Annotated in this window: 17 protein-coding genes; 9 read left to right on the top strand and 8 right to left on the bottom strand. The window is 62.2% G+C overall.

Annotated features, from left to right (window positions below; all coding sequences use genetic code 11):
• Nucleotides 1-195: 195 nt before the first annotated feature.
• Nucleotides 196-528, top strand: coding sequence for a hypothetical protein (locus J5N58_RS03270; RefSeq protein ID WP_112831108.1), 333 nt, complete (start codon nucleotides 196-198; stop codon nucleotides 526-528).
• 19 nt (nucleotides 529-547) lie between these two features.
• Here the strand turns inward: J5N58_RS03270 and J5N58_RS03265 are convergent, their stop codons facing one another.
• Nucleotides 548-1,447: a LysR substrate-binding domain-containing protein gene (locus tag J5N58_RS03265; protein ID WP_425314444.1), complete on the bottom strand. Its 900-nt coding sequence runs from the start codon at nucleotides 1,445-1,447 to the stop codon at nucleotides 548-550.
• A 116-nt stretch (nucleotides 1,448-1,563) separates the two neighbouring features.
• On the opposite strand from J5N58_RS03265, the gene J5N58_RS03260 reads away from it, so the two are divergent.
• The gene (locus tag J5N58_RS03260; RefSeq protein ID WP_162757356.1) at nucleotides 1,564-1,794 is read left to right on the top strand and encodes a hypothetical protein; all 231 of its coding nucleotides are present in this window, start codon (nucleotides 1,564-1,566) and stop codon (nucleotides 1,792-1,794) included.
• Here the strand turns inward: J5N58_RS03260 and J5N58_RS03255 are convergent.
• Entirely contained in the window at nucleotides 1,762-2,685 is a 924-nt protein-coding gene (locus J5N58_RS03255; RefSeq protein ID WP_112831106.1) for a LysR substrate-binding domain-containing protein, read from the bottom strand. The two genes, J5N58_RS03260 and J5N58_RS03255, sit on opposite strands and share 33 nt — an antisense overlap.
• A gap of 37 nt (nucleotides 2,686-2,722) precedes the next feature.
• On the opposite strand from J5N58_RS03255, the gene J5N58_RS03250 reads away from it, so the two are divergent.
• Entirely contained in the window at nucleotides 2,723-3,025 is a 303-nt protein-coding gene (locus J5N58_RS03250) for a hypothetical protein (protein ID WP_162708358.1), read from the top strand.
• Here the strand turns inward: J5N58_RS03250 and xdhC are convergent.
• The 5 genes from xdhC to J5N58_RS03225 all read right to left on the bottom strand — a co-directional run bounded on the left by xdhC (nucleotide 2,998) and on the right by J5N58_RS03225 (nucleotide 9,115).
• Nucleotides 2,998-3,861: a xanthine dehydrogenase accessory protein XdhC gene (xdhC, locus tag J5N58_RS03245; RefSeq protein ID WP_113442673.1), complete on the bottom strand. Its 864-nt coding sequence runs from the start codon at nucleotides 3,859-3,861 to the stop codon at nucleotides 2,998-3,000. The genes J5N58_RS03250 and xdhC overlap by 28 nt on opposite strands.
• A gap of 207 nt (nucleotides 3,862-4,068) precedes the next feature.
• The gene (locus tag J5N58_RS03240; RefSeq protein ID WP_112831103.1) at nucleotides 4,069-4,440 is read right to left on the bottom strand and encodes an endonuclease domain-containing protein; all 372 of its coding nucleotides are present in this window, start codon (nucleotides 4,438-4,440) and stop codon (nucleotides 4,069-4,071) included.
• A complete protein-coding gene (gene xdhB, locus J5N58_RS03235; RefSeq protein WP_113437012.1) occupies nucleotides 4,440-6,776 on the bottom strand; it encodes a xanthine dehydrogenase molybdopterin binding subunit in 2,337 nt (778 codons plus the stop codon). The genes J5N58_RS03240 and xdhB overlap by 1 nt, the downstream gene beginning before the upstream one ends.
• Before the next feature lie 35 nt (nucleotides 6,777-6,811).
• Nucleotides 6,812-8,281 carry a xanthine dehydrogenase small subunit gene (gene xdhA / locus J5N58_RS03230; protein WP_112831101.1) on the bottom strand — a complete coding sequence of 490 codons (1,470 nt, stop codon included), beginning with the start codon at nucleotides 8,279-8,281 and terminating at the stop codon, nucleotides 6,812-6,814.
• 60 nt (nucleotides 8,282-8,341) lie between these two features.
• Nucleotides 8,342-9,115 (bottom strand): 3-hydroxybutyrate dehydrogenase, encoded by a 774-nt coding sequence (locus J5N58_RS03225; protein WP_112831100.1) that lies wholly within the window; start codon nucleotides 9,113-9,115, stop codon nucleotides 8,342-8,344.
• 243 nt (nucleotides 9,116-9,358) lie between these two features.
• Here J5N58_RS03225 and J5N58_RS03220 point away from each other — a divergent pair, with 243 nt between their 5' ends.
• From J5N58_RS03220 to sbmA, 6 genes are all read left to right on the top strand, one after another.
• Complete coding sequence (locus tag J5N58_RS03220; RefSeq protein ID WP_112831099.1) at nucleotides 9,359-10,405, top strand: LLM class flavin-dependent oxidoreductase; 1,047 nt, start codon at nucleotides 9,359-9,361, stop codon at nucleotides 10,403-10,405.
• Between the two features lie 54 nt (nucleotides 10,406-10,459).
• Nucleotides 10,460-11,209 (top strand): type I methionyl aminopeptidase, encoded by a 750-nt coding sequence (gene map, locus J5N58_RS03215; RefSeq protein ID WP_112831098.1) that lies wholly within the window; start codon nucleotides 10,460-10,462, stop codon nucleotides 11,207-11,209.
• Nucleotides 11,210-11,299: 90 nt separating this feature from the next.
• Nucleotides 11,300-11,563: a CopG family ribbon-helix-helix protein gene (locus J5N58_RS03210; RefSeq protein ID WP_112831097.1), complete on the top strand. Its 264-nt coding sequence runs from the start codon at nucleotides 11,300-11,302 to the stop codon at nucleotides 11,561-11,563.
• Nucleotides 11,560-11,877, top strand: coding sequence for a type II toxin-antitoxin system RelE/ParE family toxin (locus tag J5N58_RS03205; protein WP_112831096.1), 318 nt, complete (start codon nucleotides 11,560-11,562; stop codon nucleotides 11,875-11,877). The genes J5N58_RS03210 and J5N58_RS03205 overlap by 4 nt, the downstream gene beginning before the upstream one ends.
• A 95-nt stretch (nucleotides 11,878-11,972) precedes the next feature.
• Nucleotides 11,973-13,154 carry a YbfB/YjiJ family MFS transporter gene (locus J5N58_RS03200; protein WP_112831095.1) on the top strand — a complete coding sequence of 394 codons (1,182 nt, stop codon included), beginning with the start codon at nucleotides 11,973-11,975 and terminating at the stop codon, nucleotides 13,152-13,154.
• Nucleotides 13,155-13,288: 134 nt separating this feature from the next.
• A complete protein-coding gene (gene sbmA / locus J5N58_RS03195; RefSeq protein ID WP_112831094.1) occupies nucleotides 13,289-14,566 on the top strand; it encodes a peptide antibiotic transporter SbmA in 1,278 nt (425 codons plus the stop codon).
• A 372-nt stretch (nucleotides 14,567-14,938) separates the two neighbouring features.
• On the opposite strand, the gene J5N58_RS03190 is transcribed toward sbmA, so the two are convergent.
• Nucleotides 14,939-15,979 carry a polysaccharide deacetylase family protein gene (locus J5N58_RS03190; RefSeq protein WP_425314443.1) on the bottom strand — a complete coding sequence of 347 codons (1,041 nt, stop codon included), beginning with the start codon at nucleotides 15,977-15,979 and terminating at the stop codon, nucleotides 14,939-14,941.
• Nucleotides 15,980-16,047: the final 68 nt, after the last annotated feature.

Below are 16,047 nucleotides of genomic sequence, written 5' to 3'. Positions count from 1 at the left end.
CGAAAAAGCCTTGGGAATGAAAGAGGGCGGGGGGTGAAATCGACGCTTTCCCCGGTGAATTGTGCACCGCAAAAATCCACCCCTTACATTATCTTCTTATTCTAATGTTCGTATGCTGTTACATTGGTGTCGCAATTCCGCCGGGGAGGTGGTGTGCGTACCGGCGGAGGCCTTCATTCCATGGAGAAGCCGCCCATGCGCATGGCATTGATAATCGCCAGCATCTTGTATGCCTCTACGGTCGAAGCTCACGATGCCCATTCCGGTTGGAGCTACGATCTCTATTGCTGCAACGGGGACGACCGTGGCGGCGACTGCCAGCAGATCCCCTCGTCGAGCGTCCGGATCGTGCCGGGCGGCTACCAGTTGACGCTTGCGCCGGGCGACCACCGGCTCGTCACCCGGCGTCACATTTTCAAGCTGCCGCAGAGCACCACGCGCCGCTCGCAGGACAGCGAATATCATCTCTGCCTCTTCCCGGACGAAAACACGCCGCGCTGTTTCTATGCGCCGGATATGTCGTTCTGACGGATGCTTCCCGCGGGCGTCAGCGCAGGTCGTCCGTCGCCAATGTCTCCACGATCCAGGCATGGAAGGCCTTGATCTTCGGCAGCTTGCGCTTGCCTTCGGGATAGACGAGCCAATAGCCGCGTCCGTCGCTACCGAGAATATCGAAGGGCTGGAATAGGAGGCCCATCGCCACTTCGTTGCGGTAGAATGTCGGCGTCAGGATGCCGACGCCCTGGCCGGCAATGGCGGCGTTCGCCTCGAAGGACTGGGCGCCAAGCCGGCTGCGCGGCCGGCTTTCGAGGTCGGGATCGTCAATGCCGGCGGCGCTGAACCAGATGCGCCACCACGGGTCGCCCGGATCGATGATGCGCAGCCGCAGCAGGTCTTCCGGACGGTGGATGCCGCCGACGCTCTGCGCAAGCGTAGGGCTGAGCATGGGAGTGAAGTCGCCGCGCATCAGGAACTGGCAATGGAGGCCGGGCCAGGTGCCGTTACCGGAACGGATGGCGATGTCCGCTTCCGTGCTGTTGAAGTCGATCACCGAGGACGAGGTTTCAAGGCGTACCGCAATGTTCGGATGCCTGATCTGGAAATCGCCAATCCGCCGCGCCAGCCATTGCTGGGCGAAGGTTGCCGTCGAGTGGATGGTGAGCGTGACCTGCGCCGTCTCGCGCAGATTGGCGACCGCCTCCTGCAAAAGGCCGAGGGCCTCCGAAACCCTGGGCGCAAGGCTCGCCCCGGCTTCCGTCAAGGTGACCTGCCGTGGACGGCGCAGGAAAAGCTGTTCGCCGAGGATCTCCTCCAGCAGCTTGATCTGGTAGCTGACGGCGGTCTGCGTCATCCCGAGTTCCTCGCCCGCCTTGGTAAAGCTGAGGTGGCGGGCTGCGGCTTCGAAAACCCGCATGCCGTTCAGCGGGAAGTTGCGGGACAGTTTCATGGATGAGTCCTCTTGATCCATGCAGACGAATCTTTCGTTGGAATACCGCGATAAACGCGCGCATTCTGTCTCTCATAGATCAACTGCAATTCTTCATTGTCAACGAGGGATCGGCCATGACGTATGTTATGCCGGATGGTTTCCTGCGCTTTTTTCGCCGGAGAAACAGGTTTTCCGCATGGCTGGCGAGAGGCCTTGCCCGCTCGTGGCGCAGGCGGGAGGCCTTGTCGCAACAAGAGATGCGCGACCTCGGTCTTCTGGACGGTCGGCGGACACCCGGCCCCGAACGCGGGGATCACCGCCGCGATGTCTGGTCACGCATCGGCTGGCCGCCGCGCTATCTCTGACGACACCGGCAATGCGGCCATGAGCCATGCCTGGAAGGCGCGGATCTTCGGCAGGTTGCGCCGGCCATGCGGATAGACGAGCCAGTAGGTGTTTTCGTCGGTCCAACTGAGGTCGAAGGGCTGTATCAGGCGGCCGGAAGCCAGTTCTTCCTGCACGTAGAAGGGACTCAGCATCGCCACGCCGTGGCCTGAAAGTGCTGCACCAGCCTCCAGGTCGAGCGCGCCGAAGGCGTTGAGGCGGCGGGTCTTGCCCTGCAGGGTATCGACGCCGGCCGTCGCGAACCATACCTTCCACCTGCCGTCGTCGTCGTCGGAGATCAGCGGCAGTTTCAGGAGGTCGGCCGGTTCGTTGACGCCGCCGATGCTTTCGGCGAGGCGCGGGCTGAGCATGGGGGTGTAGGAAAGCCGGATGAGCGGATGGCAAACCAGACCTTGCCAGGGACCGATGCCGATTCGGATCGCGACATCGGCCGACTCCCGGTTGAAGTTGGTCAGTTGCGTACCACGTTGCAGGCGAACGGCTATATGCGGATATTCGAGCTGGAAGTTGCCGAGATTTCGGGCCAGCCAGTGAGAGGCGAAGGTCGGCGTCGAGTGTATCTCCAGGATTTCGTCGCCGCTGCGCCGGGCCTGGCTGATTGCATCGGCGAGCAATGTGAAGCCTTCGCTGACCTTCGGGAGCATGCGGGCGCCGGTGTCCGTCAACACCACCTGCCTCGGCTGACGCACGAAGAGCGGTTCGCCGATGTTCTCTTCGAGAAGCTTGATCTGGTAGCTGACGGCGGTCTGGGTCATGCCCAGTTCCTCGCCGGCGCGGGTGAAGTTGCCGAGGCGCGCAACCGTCTCGAAAACTCTCAGCGCATTCAGCGGAAACTGGCGGGACAACTTCATCGATAAGTCCTCTTTATGGTGCTTCGCTGAAATTGAATTGGAATTTCCCGAAAATCAACGGCATTTATTACTTCATCCATCAAACGAAACAATTGCTGTGGAGGCGACCATGCTGTCCGCAATCCGACTCGCATTTTCGCCGGAAAGTCAGTTCCTTGCCGGCATCCAGCGGTTTCTCCGGCGTCTGATTGCCGGCGGACGCATGTCCATCGACGAATTGCCCGAAGATCTGTTGCACGATCTCGGGCTGGAGAGGGACAATCTAAAGACGGACCGCCGCGAGGCCGATCGGCTGCTTTCGAACGCGCACGCCTATCGGTCGACGAGGCGTTCATCCTGACGGGCGGAAAGCCCGGCGGACGGCCGGCGGCCGAGCAGCCGGGTAACAAGCTCGGCCGTGACCAGGGCGGCAATCACCGCCGGCCGCTTGTCCTTCACCGTGGCGCCGCCGATCGGCAGCGTCAGCCGCGAGAGCCATGCGGCTTCACCCCCCTCGCGCATCAGCCAGCGGGAGAAGGTGGCCCGCTTGGTCGCCGAGCCGATCATGCCGGTATAGGCGAGATCGTCGCGGGCGAGCGCTTGCCGGGCAATCAGGAAATCGAGTGCGTGGTCATGGGTGAGGATGACGGCTGCGCCGCCCGGGCGAATGGCCGCAACCTCGGTTTCCGGCATGGGTACGTGGCGAAAGGCGACAGCCTCGGGCAGGGCACCCGCCTCGATGCTGCGGGTTTCCACCACCGTGACGTTGAAGGGCAGCGGTGCAAGGGCTGCCGCCAGCGCAAGGCCGACATGGCCGGCGCCGAAGAGGACGATATCGGGAAAGGCCTGCTGTTCGCTCGATGCCTGTCGCAGGAGCCTCTCCCTGACGCTCTCGTCCACTTTGGTGAAACGCAGCAACGTGCGGCCGCCGCAGCATTGGCCGATTTCCGGTCCGAGCGGGATATCCAGCGTTTCGTCGGCTGCTTTGCCCGCGAGCAAGGCGCGGGCGTGGTCGATGGCAATGTATTCCAGATGACCGCCGCCGATGGTGCCGAACGACCTGCCATCGGCCACGACCATGAACGCGCCGGCTTCCCGCGGGGTCGAGCCCTTTGCTTCGGCGACTTCGACGAGGACGGCGTTCGGATGGGCGGCCAGGAAAACGGAGAGGGATGGTTTGCGGGTCACGGGCGTCATGCGTGGCCACCCCCCTCTGGCCTGCCGGCCATCTCCCCCTCAGGGGGGGAGATCGGATGGTGGCGACGCTCCTGCCAAGCATTTTCCGTCGAACTCGAAAGACCTATCCCTTGCGGCAATGGCGTTTCAATTCGGTGAGACTTCGGAAGTCTGGTCGATCTCCCCCCTTGAGGGGGAGATGCCCGACAGGGCAGAGGGGGGTACCGTTCAGCCACGGCGTTCAACTCCGGTGATCCTCAGGATGTGCATGCAAACGTCTTCGATACGGTTCAGGACGTCGTCATTCGAAAATCGGACCGTTTGCCATCCCAAGCCCTGCAGAATGTCGTTACGCTGCCTGTCCCGCTCAATGGTCTGATCGAAGGTATGACTTTCACCATCTATTTCCACGACGAGCCTATGTTCCGGGCAGGCGAAATCAACGATATAGCCTGCAATCGGCATCTGCCGCCTGAATGGCAATCCCATCAAGCGATGTGCCCGCACCGCGTTCCAGAACTTCAATTCGGAAGCGGTCATCACCCTGCGCATGCGCCGGGCATTTCCGCGATTGAGATCCGGAACGCGGTAGTGTGGCATCACATTCGCTTCAACCTCTCCACTGCCATCAACACCCGTTCCGGCGTTGCCGGGGCGTCCAGTCTGGGGCAGACCTTGTAGTCGGCGACGCTTGCGACTGCCATGGAGAGCGCTTCCAATACGGAGATCGCCAGCATGAAAGGCGGTTCGCCGACGGCCTTGGAGCGGCCGATGGTGGGTTCGGCATTTTCCGACCACTCGACAAGCCGGGTGTTGAAGATCTTCGGCCGGTCGGAGGCGAGCGGGATCTTGTAGGTGGAGGGCGCATGCGTCCGCAGCCGGCCCTTGCCGTCCCACCACAGTTCTTCCGTCGTCAGCCAGCCCATGCCCTGCACGAAACCGCCCTCGATCTGGCCGATGTCGATTGCCGGGTTTAGCGACTTGCCGACGTCGTGCAGGATATCGGTGCGGTCCATCAGGTATTCGCCGGTCAGGGTGTCGATGGAAACTTCCGAACAGGCCGCGCCATAGGCGAAGTAATAAAAGGGCGTGCCGCGGCCGGCGGCGCGGTCCCAGTGGATCTTCGGTGTCTTGTAGAAGCCCGCCGCCGAAAGCTGGACGCGGGCGAAATAGGCCTGTTTGACGAAATCGGGGAAGGGGATTTCCTTCGATCCGACGCGCACGCGGTTCGGCAGGAATTCCACCTCGTCCGGCGGTACCGCGAATTTTTCGACGGCAAAGGCGACGAGGCGTTCCTTGATCTGGCGGGCGGCGTCATAGGCGGCCATGCCGTTGAGGTCAGTGCCGGAGGAGGCGGCGGTCGCCGACGTGTTCGGCACCTTGCCGGTCGTCGTCGCGGTGATCTTCACCCGTTCGACATCCACCTGGAAGCAGTCGGCGATGACCTGTGCCACCTTGGTGTAGAGGCCCTGGCCCATCTCCGTGCCGCCATGGTTCAGGTGGATCGAGCCGTCCTGATAGACATGCACCAGCGCCCCGGCCTGGTTGAAGGCGGTCATGGTGAAGGAAATGCCGAACTTGACCGGGGTGAGCGCGATGCCCTTCCTGATGACGGGGCTCGTCCTGTTGAACTCGACGATTGCCTTGCGCCGAGCCTGATAGTCGCAGGATGTCTCGAGTTCCTCCACCACGCGGGCGATGATGTTGTCCTCGACCGTCTGATGATAGGGCGTCAGAACCCGCTCGGAACCGGGTTGCCCGTAGAAGTTCGCCTTGCGGATGTCGAGCGGGTCCTTGCCGAGCGCATAGGCGATTTCCTCGATGATGCGCTCGCCGCCCAGCATGCCCTGCGGACCGCCGAAGCCGCGATAGGCGGTGTTGGAAACCGTATGGGTTTTAAGCGGTTGGGAGGTGAGTTTCACATGCGGATAGAAATAGCTCGAATCCGCGTGAAAGAGCGCGCGGTCGGTGACGGGGCCTGAAAGATCGGCCGAATAGCCGCCGCGGGCGGCGAAGTTGGCCACCATGGCATGCAGCCGGCCCTCGTTGTCGAAGGCGACGTCGTAATCCATGCGGAAGTCGTGGCGCTTGCCGGTTACAGTCATGTCCTCGTCCCGGTCGGGACGGAACTTCACGGCGCGGTTGAGCTTCTTGGCGGCCAGCGCTGCAAGGGCCGCGAACTGGTTGCCCTGGGTCTCCTTGCCGCCGAAGCCGCCGCCCATGCGGCGCACGTTGACGGTGATCGCATGGGAGGGGATGTCGAGCACATGGCCGACGATATGCTGCACTTCCGAGGGGTGCTGGGTGGAGGACCAGACGGTCACGTCCTCGTCCTCGCCCGGAATGGCGAGCGCGATATGGCTTTCGAGATAGAAATGTTCCTGTCCGCCGATCCGCATCGTTCCCTGGATGCGGTGTTCCGCCCTGGCGAGTTCTTCTTCCGGTTCGCCGCGTTTCAGCGTCATGCCGGACGTGACGAGCGGCGCGCCGTTTTCAAGCGCACCGTCGACATCGGTCCAGAACGGCAGGTCGTTGTATTCGATTTTTGCGAGACGTGCGGCACGCCGGGCGGCATCGCGCGTTTCGGCGATGACTGCGAAGATCGGCTGGCCGTGGAATTCCACCTTCGTTTCGGCAAGCAGCGGCTCGTCGTGATGGCCGCCGGAAGACACGTCGTTGACGCCGGGCACATCCTTGCCGGTCAGGACGCAGACGACGCCCGGATAGGCCTTGACCGCTGAAAGATCCATCGAGACGATTTCCGCGTGCGCACGATCCGCCATACCGAGCGCACCGTGCAGAAGGCCGGCGGGTTCGGGAATATCGTCGATATATTCGGCACTTCCGCTGACATGCTTATGAGCTGAATCATGGCGCAGCGGCTGGTGCATCGGGCCGTTGATGTATTTGTAGAGTTCGTAGCTCGCCTTATCCATGGCTCAAATTCCTGCGTCCGCTTGCCTGCCCGTCATCACGCTTCCTCCCGCTCGAAACGCTGCAGTTCCTGGGGCGTTCCCGAGGTTTCGAGGAAGAAGCGGGTCAGGAGGTTCTTTGCCGTGAGCTGGCGATAGTCCGCCGTGGCGCGCCAGTCGGTAAGCGGCTTGTAGTCCTGGTCGAAGGCATTGCGGGCTTCGGTGACGGTCGCTTGCGTCCATGGCTTGCCATAGAGGGCCGCTTCCACGGCGCGGGCGCGCTTCGGCGTTCCAGCCATGCCGCCGAAGGCGATGCGGATGCCGGTCACGCTGCCATCGTCAGCGAGCGAGAGATGGAAAGCGCCGCAAAGCGCGGAAATATCCTCGTCGCGCCGCTTGGAGATCTTGTAGACCGCATAATGGGCGTCGGCTTCCGGCCGGGGCACGAAAATGCTCTCGACGAATTCGCCGGTGCGGCGGTCCTGCTTGCCGTAGTCGATGAAGAAATCCTCGAGCGGCAGTTCTCGGCTGCCGGCCGCGGAGCGAAGCCTGACCTTCGCACCCAGCGCGATCAGGGCGGGCGGCGTGTCGCCGATCGGCGAGCCGTTGGCGATATTGCCGCCGATGGTGCCCATGTTGCGCACCTGCTGGCCGCCGATGCGTTCGATCAGCCGGCCGAAGGCGGGGATTTCCTTGCGCAGCGTCTCGAAGCCCTGCGTGTAGCTGACGCCGGCGCCAAGCGTGATACCCTTGCCGTCGATGGAGACGGTCTGCAGGTCCGCGAGATGATTGATGAAGACCACGGGGTTGATCGACCGCATCTGCTTGGTCACCCAGAGGCCGACATCGGTCGCGCCGGCAACCACGGTCGCCTTGGGTTCCTCCGCAAGGATATTAGCGAGCGCTGCGACCGAACCCGGCACGATGAGGCGACGGTCGTCCCTGACGATGGTGATCGTCTCCGCAGTCTGCAGGTTCCACAGGCGCGCCATGATGCTGGCGCGGTCGCGCTCAAGCGGATCGAAGAGCGAGCTTGGCCGGGTGCGCGACACAAGTTCGGCCGCCTTGATGATCGGCTCGTAACCCGTGCAGCGACAGAGATTGCCCTGCAGCGCCCGTTCGATTTCGGCGCGGGACGGGTTGGAATTGGTCAGCCACAGACCGTAGAGCGACATGACGAAGCCCGGCGTGCAGAAGCCGCATTGCGAGCCGTGACAGTCAACCATGGCCTGCTGGACGGGGTGAAGCTGGCCGTCGGCTGCGGCCAGATGCTCGACGGTCACGACATGGGTGGCGTTGAGCGAGCCGAGGAAGCGAATGCAGGCATTCACAGTCTCATAAGTCAGCCTGCCATGGACGAGACGTCCGACGAGTACGGTGCAGGCGCCGCAATCGCCCTCGGCGCATCCTTCCTTCGTGCCGGTCAACCGACGCTTGAGGCGCAGGAAATCGAGAAGCGTCTCTGTCGGTTCGAAGCTCGAAAGGGCGATGTCCTCGCCGTTCAGGATGAAGCGGATGCTATCGGTCATTGAATGCCTTTTTCTTGCGGGGCATTCGCCCCGATCTTCCCTCAGGTATTGCGCGCCGTCTTACTGTGCCGTCCAGCCGCCATCGATCGAGATGTGCGTGCCGGTGATCTGCCTTGCCGCGTCGCTTGCCAGGAACAGCGCGACGGCCGCGACCTCCTCGACTGCGACGAATTCCTTGGTCGGCTGGAATTTCAGCATGACCTCGGATTTCACCTGTTCCTCCGTGATGCCGCGGGCTTTCGCCGTGTCGGGGATCTGCTTTTCCACCAGCGGCGTCAGCACGTAGCCCGGGCAGATGGCGTTCACGGTCACGCCGAATTCGGCAAGCTCCAGCGCCACGCTCTTCGTGAGGCCCATGATACCATGTTTTGCTGCCACATAGGCCGATTTGAAAGGCGAGGCGATCAGGCCGTGGGCAGACGCGACGTTGATGATGCGTCCATGACGCCTTTCCTTCATCGCCGGAACGGCGGCGCGAATGGTGTGGAAGGAGCTGTTGAGGTTGATCGCGATGATCCGGTCCCACTTTTCTTCCGGGAAATCCTCGACCGGCGAGACATGCTGGATGCCGGCATTGTTGACAAGCACGTCGACCATGCCGAATTCGCGGGCGGCGGTCGCCATCAGATCGCGGATCTCGGCGGGCTTCGTCATGTCGGCGCCGTGATAGATGGCGCGGCCGCCCATCGCTTCGAGACCCTGACGGATTTCCTCGATCTCGGCGGCGTTGCCGAAGCCGTTGATGACGACATTGTCGCCTGCCGCAGCAAAGCCCCTGGCGATTGCCAGGCCGATGCCGCTGGTCGAGCCTGTGACGACGACTGTTCTGCCCATTTCTACCTCTCCCACATGAAGCCGGCGTTCTGCTGCGCCGCAAAAGACGGTGAAAAGTTACGCGCAAACCGCGCATGCTGGCAATCGGATATTTGGCGGGTATCTGGAGGGGAGCCTGTTGCCTTTTTTGCAATGGGTGGGGACGTCCACCCGCCTGAGAGCGAACACTGTGTTGTCTTTCCGGTGATTTGCCCTTGTCGGTTCCGATCTCTATTTGTGTCGTGACTTCAACGGGAGATCGTCATGGAACTCGGACTTTATACCTTCGCGGACGTCGATCCGAACGCCGCCAACAAGGGCGCGGAAGCGAAGCGTCGCCTCGACGACCTGCTGGAGGAGATCCAGCTTGCCGACGAAGTCGGGCTCGATGTCTTCGGTCTCGGCGAACATCACCGTCCCGACTACATGGCGTCTTCGCCGTCCACCATTCTTGCCGCCGCTGCGGTCAAGACGAAGAACATCCGCCTGACGAGCGCGGTCACCGTGCTTTCCTCTGACGATCCGGTCCGCGTCTTCCAGCAGTTCGCTACCGTCGACCTGTTGTCGAACGGCCGTGCCGAGATCATGGCGGGACGAGGTTCCTTCATCGAGAGCTTTCCGCTGTTCGGCTACGACCTCGAGGATTACGACCTGCTGTTTGCCGAAAAGCTGCAACTGCTTGGAGAGATCCGCGAGAACGAGATGGTGACCTGGGAAGGCGAGACGCGCAAGCCGATTGCCGGGCGCGGCGTCTATCCCCGTCCGCTGCAGGACCCGCTGCCTTTGTGGATCGCCATTGGCGGCACGCCGCAATCGGCGGCGCGGGCCGGCTATCTCGGCCTGCCGCTGGCGCTTGCCATCATCGGCGGCGAACCCCGACGTTTCGCGCCGCTCTTCGATCTCTACCGCCAGAGCGCGGCGAAGGCGGGTCTCGACCCGAAGACGCTGAAGAGTTCGATCAACGTGCACGGTTTCGTTGCCGACACGACCGAGAAGGCGGCCGACACCTTCTACGAGCCGCAGGCGATTGTGATGAACCGAATCGGCCGCGAACGGGGCTGGGGACCGACCAGCCGCGCCCATTTCGACATGTCGCGCGGGCCGGAGGGCGCTCTCTTCGTCGGCGATCCCGAGACCGTCGCGGAAAAGATCGTCGCCAATCACAAGATCTTCGGCAATGACCGCTTCATGCTGCAGATGGCAATCGGTCCCATGCCGCACAGGGACATCATGCGGGGCATCGAGCTTTACGGCACAAAAGTCGCGCCTCTGGTGCGAAAGGCATTGACCCCGTCGGAAGCGGGGGCGTAAGCACCCCGCATCCCCTTTGCGACAAGACAGGGCCTTCGGCCCGAAAGACGAGCGATGATTGTATCCAGTGACGACGACCTGATCCGGCTCAAGGAGATCGGGCATATTTGTGCGGTGGCAGTAAAGACCATGGCAGCGGCGCTGGAGCCGGGGATCACCACGCGGGAACTCGACCAGATCGGCCGCAAGGTGCTGGAAGACGCCGGCGCACGGTCGGCGCCGGAACTCTGTTACCAGTTTCCGGGCGCCACCTGCATCAGCGTCAACGAGGAAGTCGCCCACGGTATTCCGGGGGATCGCAAGATCCTCGCCGGCGATCTCGTCAACATCGACGTTTCCGGCGAGAAGGGCGGCTTCTTCGGCGATACCGGATCGTCCTTCATCGTGCCGCCGGTGACGCCGAAGCTCGAGCGGCTGGTGCGCGACGGCAAGCGGGCTATGTGGGTCGGGCTCAATCAGGTGCGCACCGGCCAGCCCATGGCCAATATCGGCAATGCCATCGGCACATTCGCGAAGAAGAACCGCTACACGCTGATCCAGAACCTTGCGAGCCACGGCATCGGCCATTCGCTGCATGAGGAGCCGAAGGAATTGGCGACCTGGCCGGACCCGGACGAGACGCGCATCATGGAAGAGGGGCAGGTCTTCACCGTCGAGCCGTTCCTCTCCATCGGCGGCCTGTGGGCCGAGGACGGCGACGATCCCTGGACGCTCTACAGCGAACCCAAGGCCCCAACGGTGCAGTTCGAGCATACCGTCGTCGTCACCCGAAACGGCCCGATCATCCTGACGCTTGCGGAGTAGGGCGCATCCCTTCACCTCCGCTGCCAATCCTGCGGCGCGTTTGACCTCAGTGGTCGGACGCGCTATTTTGTATTACAAATGGAGGAAAAAATGCATAAAGGTGGCAATCTTTCCGATCCTCTCACCTTGCGTCTTCCCGTCGATGTGCTTGGGCAAGTCGAGGAAGTTGCGCGGATTTGCGAGCGTAGCCGGAGTTGGGTCATTGTCCGTGCCCTGAAATCCTATCTCGCAAACGAAGGACGAGAACTCATTGAGTTGGCCGAAGCCCGGGCCGAGGTCGATGGAGGCGCCGGGGTCGATTTAGACGATGTGATCCGGGACCTAGAAAACGCAGCCAAGGATGCCGCTGCTTGAAGGTCATTCTGTCGCCCGGAGCGCGTGATTATATCAAGTCCGAGGCAGACTATCTGCGAGCGCGCAACCCACAGGCAGCCCGCGATTTTGTCGAAAACCTGAGACGGTTGAAGGAGCATCTTTCGACTTTCCCCAAACTCGGCAGGGTTTCCGAAGAGCTTCCGATGCCGGGTGTCTTCCGGTTCGTACAGGGTTCTTATCTGATCGACTATGAAGTGCGCGCTGCCACCGTGGTCATTCTGTCCATCCGACACGGACATCAGCGACCGCTAACTGTGCTGCTCGATGATGACCTCGATCTGGAAGAGCCTTGAATTGGCTCTTTTACCTGCCTTCCATCAAGCTGCGTTGAGCGGGCGATCAGTATTTGTGGTTTGTCGAGCCCTTGGTGCGGTGCGATAAGCCGCGTATGACAAACGGCAATTTCCAAGGTTTCAATCTTTTCAAGACGGCTCTTTCCGGGGCGCTGGCGATGGCCGCCGCCATGGGCTTCGGGCGTTTTTCCTTCACGCCGATCCTGCCGGGCATGGTGACCGACCTCGGCCTCTCGAGCGGCGAGGCGGGGCTGATTGCGGCGGCGAATTTCGCCGGTTACCTCATCGGAGCGATCCTTGCCGGGCATGGCTGGGCGGCTGGGCGCGAACGGGGCGCGGGGCTTTTCGCGCTGACGGTCAGCACGCTGCTTCTGGCCGCCATGGCGGGCGTCGAAACGGTCTGGGCCTTCTGTCTCCTGCGCTTTCTCGCGGGACTTGCAAGCGCTTTTGCGATGATCTTCATAACCTCCGTTGTACTCGGTCACGCGGCACGGGCGGGCAGCGAGGCTGTTCAATCGGCGCACTTCGGCGGCGTGGGGCTCGGCATCGCGCTCTCGTCGCTGACGGTGGCGCTGGTCGCATTTTTCGGACCGTTCGGGATCGCTTCCTGGCGGGTGGACTGGCTGGCAGGTGCCGGCATCAGCTTCATCGCCCTCGTGATCGTCTTGGCGCTTCTGCCGCCGGCCCCCGAATTCGAGGTAAAGCCCAGTCCCGAACCGGCGCTTGTGTGGAAGCTTCCGCTGGTGCTGCTGACCGTTTCCTACGGGCTGTTCGGCTTCGGCTACGTGGTGACCGCCACCTTCGTCGTCACCATGGCGCGCATGAGCGACGCCGGGCCGATGGTCGAGTTCCTGACCTGGTTCCTGGCGGGCTGCACGGCGGTGGTTTCCCTGTTTGCCTGGCGACCGGTGATGATCCGCATCGGCCTGCGGGGCGTCTATGTCGTGAGCCTGCTGATCGAGGCTGCCGGCGTGCTGGGATCGGTGCTGCTGCCTTCGCCGCTTGCCCCCATCGTCGGCGGGCTGATGCTGGGCGCGACGTTCATGATTAACACAGCCTATGCGCTGCGGATCGGACGCCAGCTTGCGCCGGCAAGCCAGCGCCGGGCGCTCGCTTTCCTGACTGCCGCCTTCGGTGTCGGCCAGATCCTCGGGCCGCTGGTCGCCGGACAGCTTGCGGAATGGACGGGGAGCTTCAGTGCCGGGACGGTTGCCGCGGCCATCGCCCTTCTGGCGGCAGTGCTGTTCGTCCTGCCGGTCTACCGCCGGCTCGGCTAAGCTGTGAATTGGCTTCGACCGATCCGGTTACATTTTGGTAATGGCATTGCTGGGTTCTTGGTTCTGCCCTAATTTCGCGCGACAGACCGGGTTTCAAACGCCCTCCCGTTTCACGCCGAGAAAGCACCCGCCCCGTGTTTCAGTCCTTCTTTCCCAAGCCTAAACTGTTCTTCTCCTCCTTCGCCATCTGGACCCTGCTCGCGATCCTCGTCTGGTATCTGGCGGGCGCACAAATGGGTGCGGCACTCGGCTTCCAGCCGATGCCGGAAGATGCGGAGCCGATCATCAACCTGAGCTTCTTCGTCACGGCCGACTACCTGTGGTTCTACCTCTACGCGGCGGTGTGGGCGGCTGTCTTCGGCCTGTTCTGGGAATATTACGCCAAGGATCATCCGTGGCGGCACTGGGCGATCTGGGGTTCCTACTTCATCATCTTCACCACCTATTTCGACGTTCAGGTGTCGGTCCTGCTCAATAACTGGCGCCGGCCCTTCGGCGACCTCCTGCAGAACGCATTGACAGGCAAGCCCGGTATCACGGAGTGGGACTTCTACAGTCTGATGATTACGTTCTGGAGCATCGCCTTTCTGAACGTGGCCGTATTCGTCGTGGTGCGTTTCTTCGTCAGCCACTATGTATTCCGCTGGCGGACCGCGATGAACGACTACTATATGTCGAAGTGGCAGAAGGTTCGTCATATCGAAGGCGCGTCCCAGCGCGTGCAGGAAGACACCATGCGCTTCGCCACCACCTTCGAAGGGCTCGGCGTCAGCCTGATCGACGCGGTGATGAACCTCGTCGCCTTCCTGCCGATCCTGTTCGTGCTGTCGAAATACGTGACCGATCTGCCGATCATCGGCCAGATTCCCCACAGCCTGTTCTGGCTGGCGCTCGTCTGGTCCGTCTTCGGTACGGGGCTTTTGGCGGTTGTCGGCATCAGGCTTCCGGGTCTCGAATTCCGCAACCAGCGCGTCGAGGCCGCATACCGAAAGGAACTCGTCTATGGCGAGGACCATGCCGACCGGGCGCAGCCGCTGACAGTCGCCGAGCTTTTCACCAACGTGCGGCGGAACTATTTCCGGCTCTATTTCCACTACACCTATTTCAACCTCGCACGGTCGTTCTACAATCAGGCCGATGCGCTGTTCCTGATCTTCATGCTGGTGCCGACCATCGTCGCGGTGAAGATCACCTATGGTATCTACCAGCAGATCGCGACCGCCTTCGGTCAGGTGTCGAACTCGTTCCAGTATCTCGTCAACGTCTGGCCGACCATCGTCGAACTGCTTTCGATCTACAAACGTCTGCGCACGTTCGAAGCTGCGATCGACAACGAGGCGCTGCCGGAAATCGACCAGAAATATCTCGAGCGCGAACAGCAGTTCGGCGAGATCGAAGCGAACAAGCACTGACGATCCGCCTTGTAGAACCCGCACCTTCGGCCGCGCCGGATCGCTCCGGCGCGGTTTCTTTTCGGGAGGAGGGCAGGCGGGGTTGAACTCGGGGTATTGGCATCAGGCGTTCCGCCTGCCCGGCTGCGATCTTCGCCTCGGTCTTCGGGTTATCGTCGGAGGGGTTCCGAAGGACCGTAATCGCAACCGCCACCGGCAACCGGTTCATGATCCTTGGTGCGCCGGTTCGCGAAGCCGGTTTCCCATCCGATGGCCTCACAAGACTAGGCGATCACGGCCGAGCGGGGACGCCGGAGGGGCGGTGTCTCCGTCAAGCCATTGATGGTGCGCGTGAATTTTTCGGGAAGGGGCCGGAATTATCCCCGTCCTATATCAGGAACGGGGAGGCGGCTGCCGCTTTGCCAGGATATCCATCGCTTCCGAATAGCTGACGCAGGCGACGTCCGGTCGCTGGCAGACGTCGGTGACCAGCCGTTCCATGGCGCGCCAGTAGGCGCCGTCGTTCATTTCGACGAAATGGAAACCGAACTGAACGGGGATGCGCTCGCCATCATATTGGGCCTCGAAGGCGGCCTTGAAGGCTGAATAGGTGCGCTCCTCGAACTCCTGCGAGCGGGACGGGTTGTCGAGGCCCGCCGAATGGCGGACGAAGAGATTGTAATCCATGCCGATGATGCGGCGGCCCTGTGGCCCTTCGGGGATCAGCGGCAGGCCGAATCGGGTGATCGCGCCATCATGCTGCGGCAATGCCGGTCCCTTGGTCACGAGGCTTGCGTCGAAGGCGAAGCCATAGGTCTTTTCCGCCTCGACAAGGCTTTCGGGCGCCGAGAGATAGGGCGCGCGGAAGCCCCTGATCCCGTGATCGGCGAAGTTCTGCCAGCCTTCCGGTTCCTTGTCTGCAAGACCGTTCGCCTTCCAGGCATTGGTGAGCGTCGTACGGAAGGTCGCAAATTCCGCAAGCCAGTCGGCCTTCGACCAGTCCTTGCCATCGAAATGGCCGCAGGCATGGCTGGCGATCTCGTGGCCCTCGAGATGGGCGCTCCACAGATTGTCGAGCCGGGTCCTTACATCTTCCACGGTCGGCGCGAAACCGACATTGGAACGCCCGGCCTTCTGGCCCGGCGCCTGGTAGCCCTTGGAGGCGGAGCGCGGAATGAGCGTGGTGCAGGAGAGGAAATAGGTGAAGTGGGCGTTGGCGGCACGGCGCGCGATATCGCGGCTCTTCGTCCACAGCGCATTGTCATGCGCGCCGTCGAAGGAAATCAGCAACAGCTGTTTCGGCTTTTCCGGGGCAGGTTTCACCTGTTCTTCCGCCGGCGTCGGCGGTGTCTGGCCGGCCTCCCGCATCGGCTCCGCCATTGACGGCAGAGGCAGGAAAAGGGCGAAGGAAAGGATGGCGGCCGGACGAAACATGCGAGAACCCGTAGCAGAACGAAGCGGGCGTCCTGTCATTCAAATGCGGCGAAGCTTTGAACACACTG

Origin of the sequence: Paenirhizobium cremeum, assembly GCF_022884085.1 — a bacterium.
GTDB classification, from domain to species: domain Bacteria; phylum Pseudomonadota; class Alphaproteobacteria; order Rhizobiales; family Rhizobiaceae; genus Allorhizobium; species Allorhizobium cremeum.
This window is presented reverse-complemented; position numbering and strand designations above follow the sequence as displayed.

What these genes read in the sequence shown, in the direction of transcription:
- J5N58_RS03270 (WP_112831108.1), top strand. Translation starts at nt 196, where the DNA reads ATGCGCATGGCATTGATAATCGCCAGCATCTTGTATGCCTCTACGGTC.
- J5N58_RS03265 (WP_425314444.1), bottom strand. Translation starts at nt 1,447, where the DNA reads ATGAAACTGTCCCGCAACTTCCCGCTGAACGGCATGCGGGTTTTCGAA.
- J5N58_RS03260 (WP_162757356.1), top strand. Translation starts at nt 1,564, where the DNA reads ATGACGTATGTTATGCCGGATGGTTTCCTGCGCTTTTTTCGCCGGAGA.
- J5N58_RS03255 (WP_112831106.1), bottom strand. Translation starts at nt 2,685, where the DNA reads ATGAAGTTGTCCCGCCAGTTTCCGCTGAATGCGCTGAGAGTTTTCGAG.
- xdhC (WP_113442673.1), bottom strand. Translation starts at nt 3,861, where the DNA reads ATGACGCCCGTGACCCGCAAACCATCCCTCTCCGTTTTCCTGGCCGCC.
- J5N58_RS03240 (WP_112831103.1), bottom strand. Translation starts at nt 4,440, where the DNA reads ATGCCACACTACCGCGTTCCGGATCTCAATCGCGGAAATGCCCGGCGC.
- xdhB (WP_113437012.1), bottom strand. Translation starts at nt 6,776, where the DNA reads ATGGATAAGGCGAGCTACGAACTCTACAAATACATCAACGGCCCGATG.
- xdhA (WP_112831101.1), bottom strand. Translation starts at nt 8,281, where the DNA reads ATGACCGATAGCATCCGCTTCATCCTGAACGGCGAGGACATCGCCCTT.
- J5N58_RS03225 (WP_112831100.1), bottom strand. Translation starts at nt 9,115, where the DNA reads ATGGGCAGAACAGTCGTCGTCACAGGCTCGACCAGCGGCATCGGCCTG.
- J5N58_RS03220 (WP_112831099.1), top strand. Translation starts at nt 9,359, where the DNA reads ATGGAACTCGGACTTTATACCTTCGCGGACGTCGATCCGAACGCCGCC.
- map (WP_112831098.1), top strand. Translation starts at nt 10,460, where the DNA reads ATGATTGTATCCAGTGACGACGACCTGATCCGGCTCAAGGAGATCGGG.
- J5N58_RS03210 (WP_112831097.1), top strand. Translation starts at nt 11,300, where the DNA reads ATGCATAAAGGTGGCAATCTTTCCGATCCTCTCACCTTGCGTCTTCCC.
- J5N58_RS03200 (WP_112831095.1), top strand. Translation starts at nt 11,973, where the DNA reads ATGACAAACGGCAATTTCCAAGGTTTCAATCTTTTCAAGACGGCTCTT.
- J5N58_RS03190 (WP_425314443.1), bottom strand. Translation starts at nt 15,979, where the DNA reads ATGTTTCGTCCGGCCGCCATCCTTTCCTTCGCCCTTTTCCTGCCTCTG.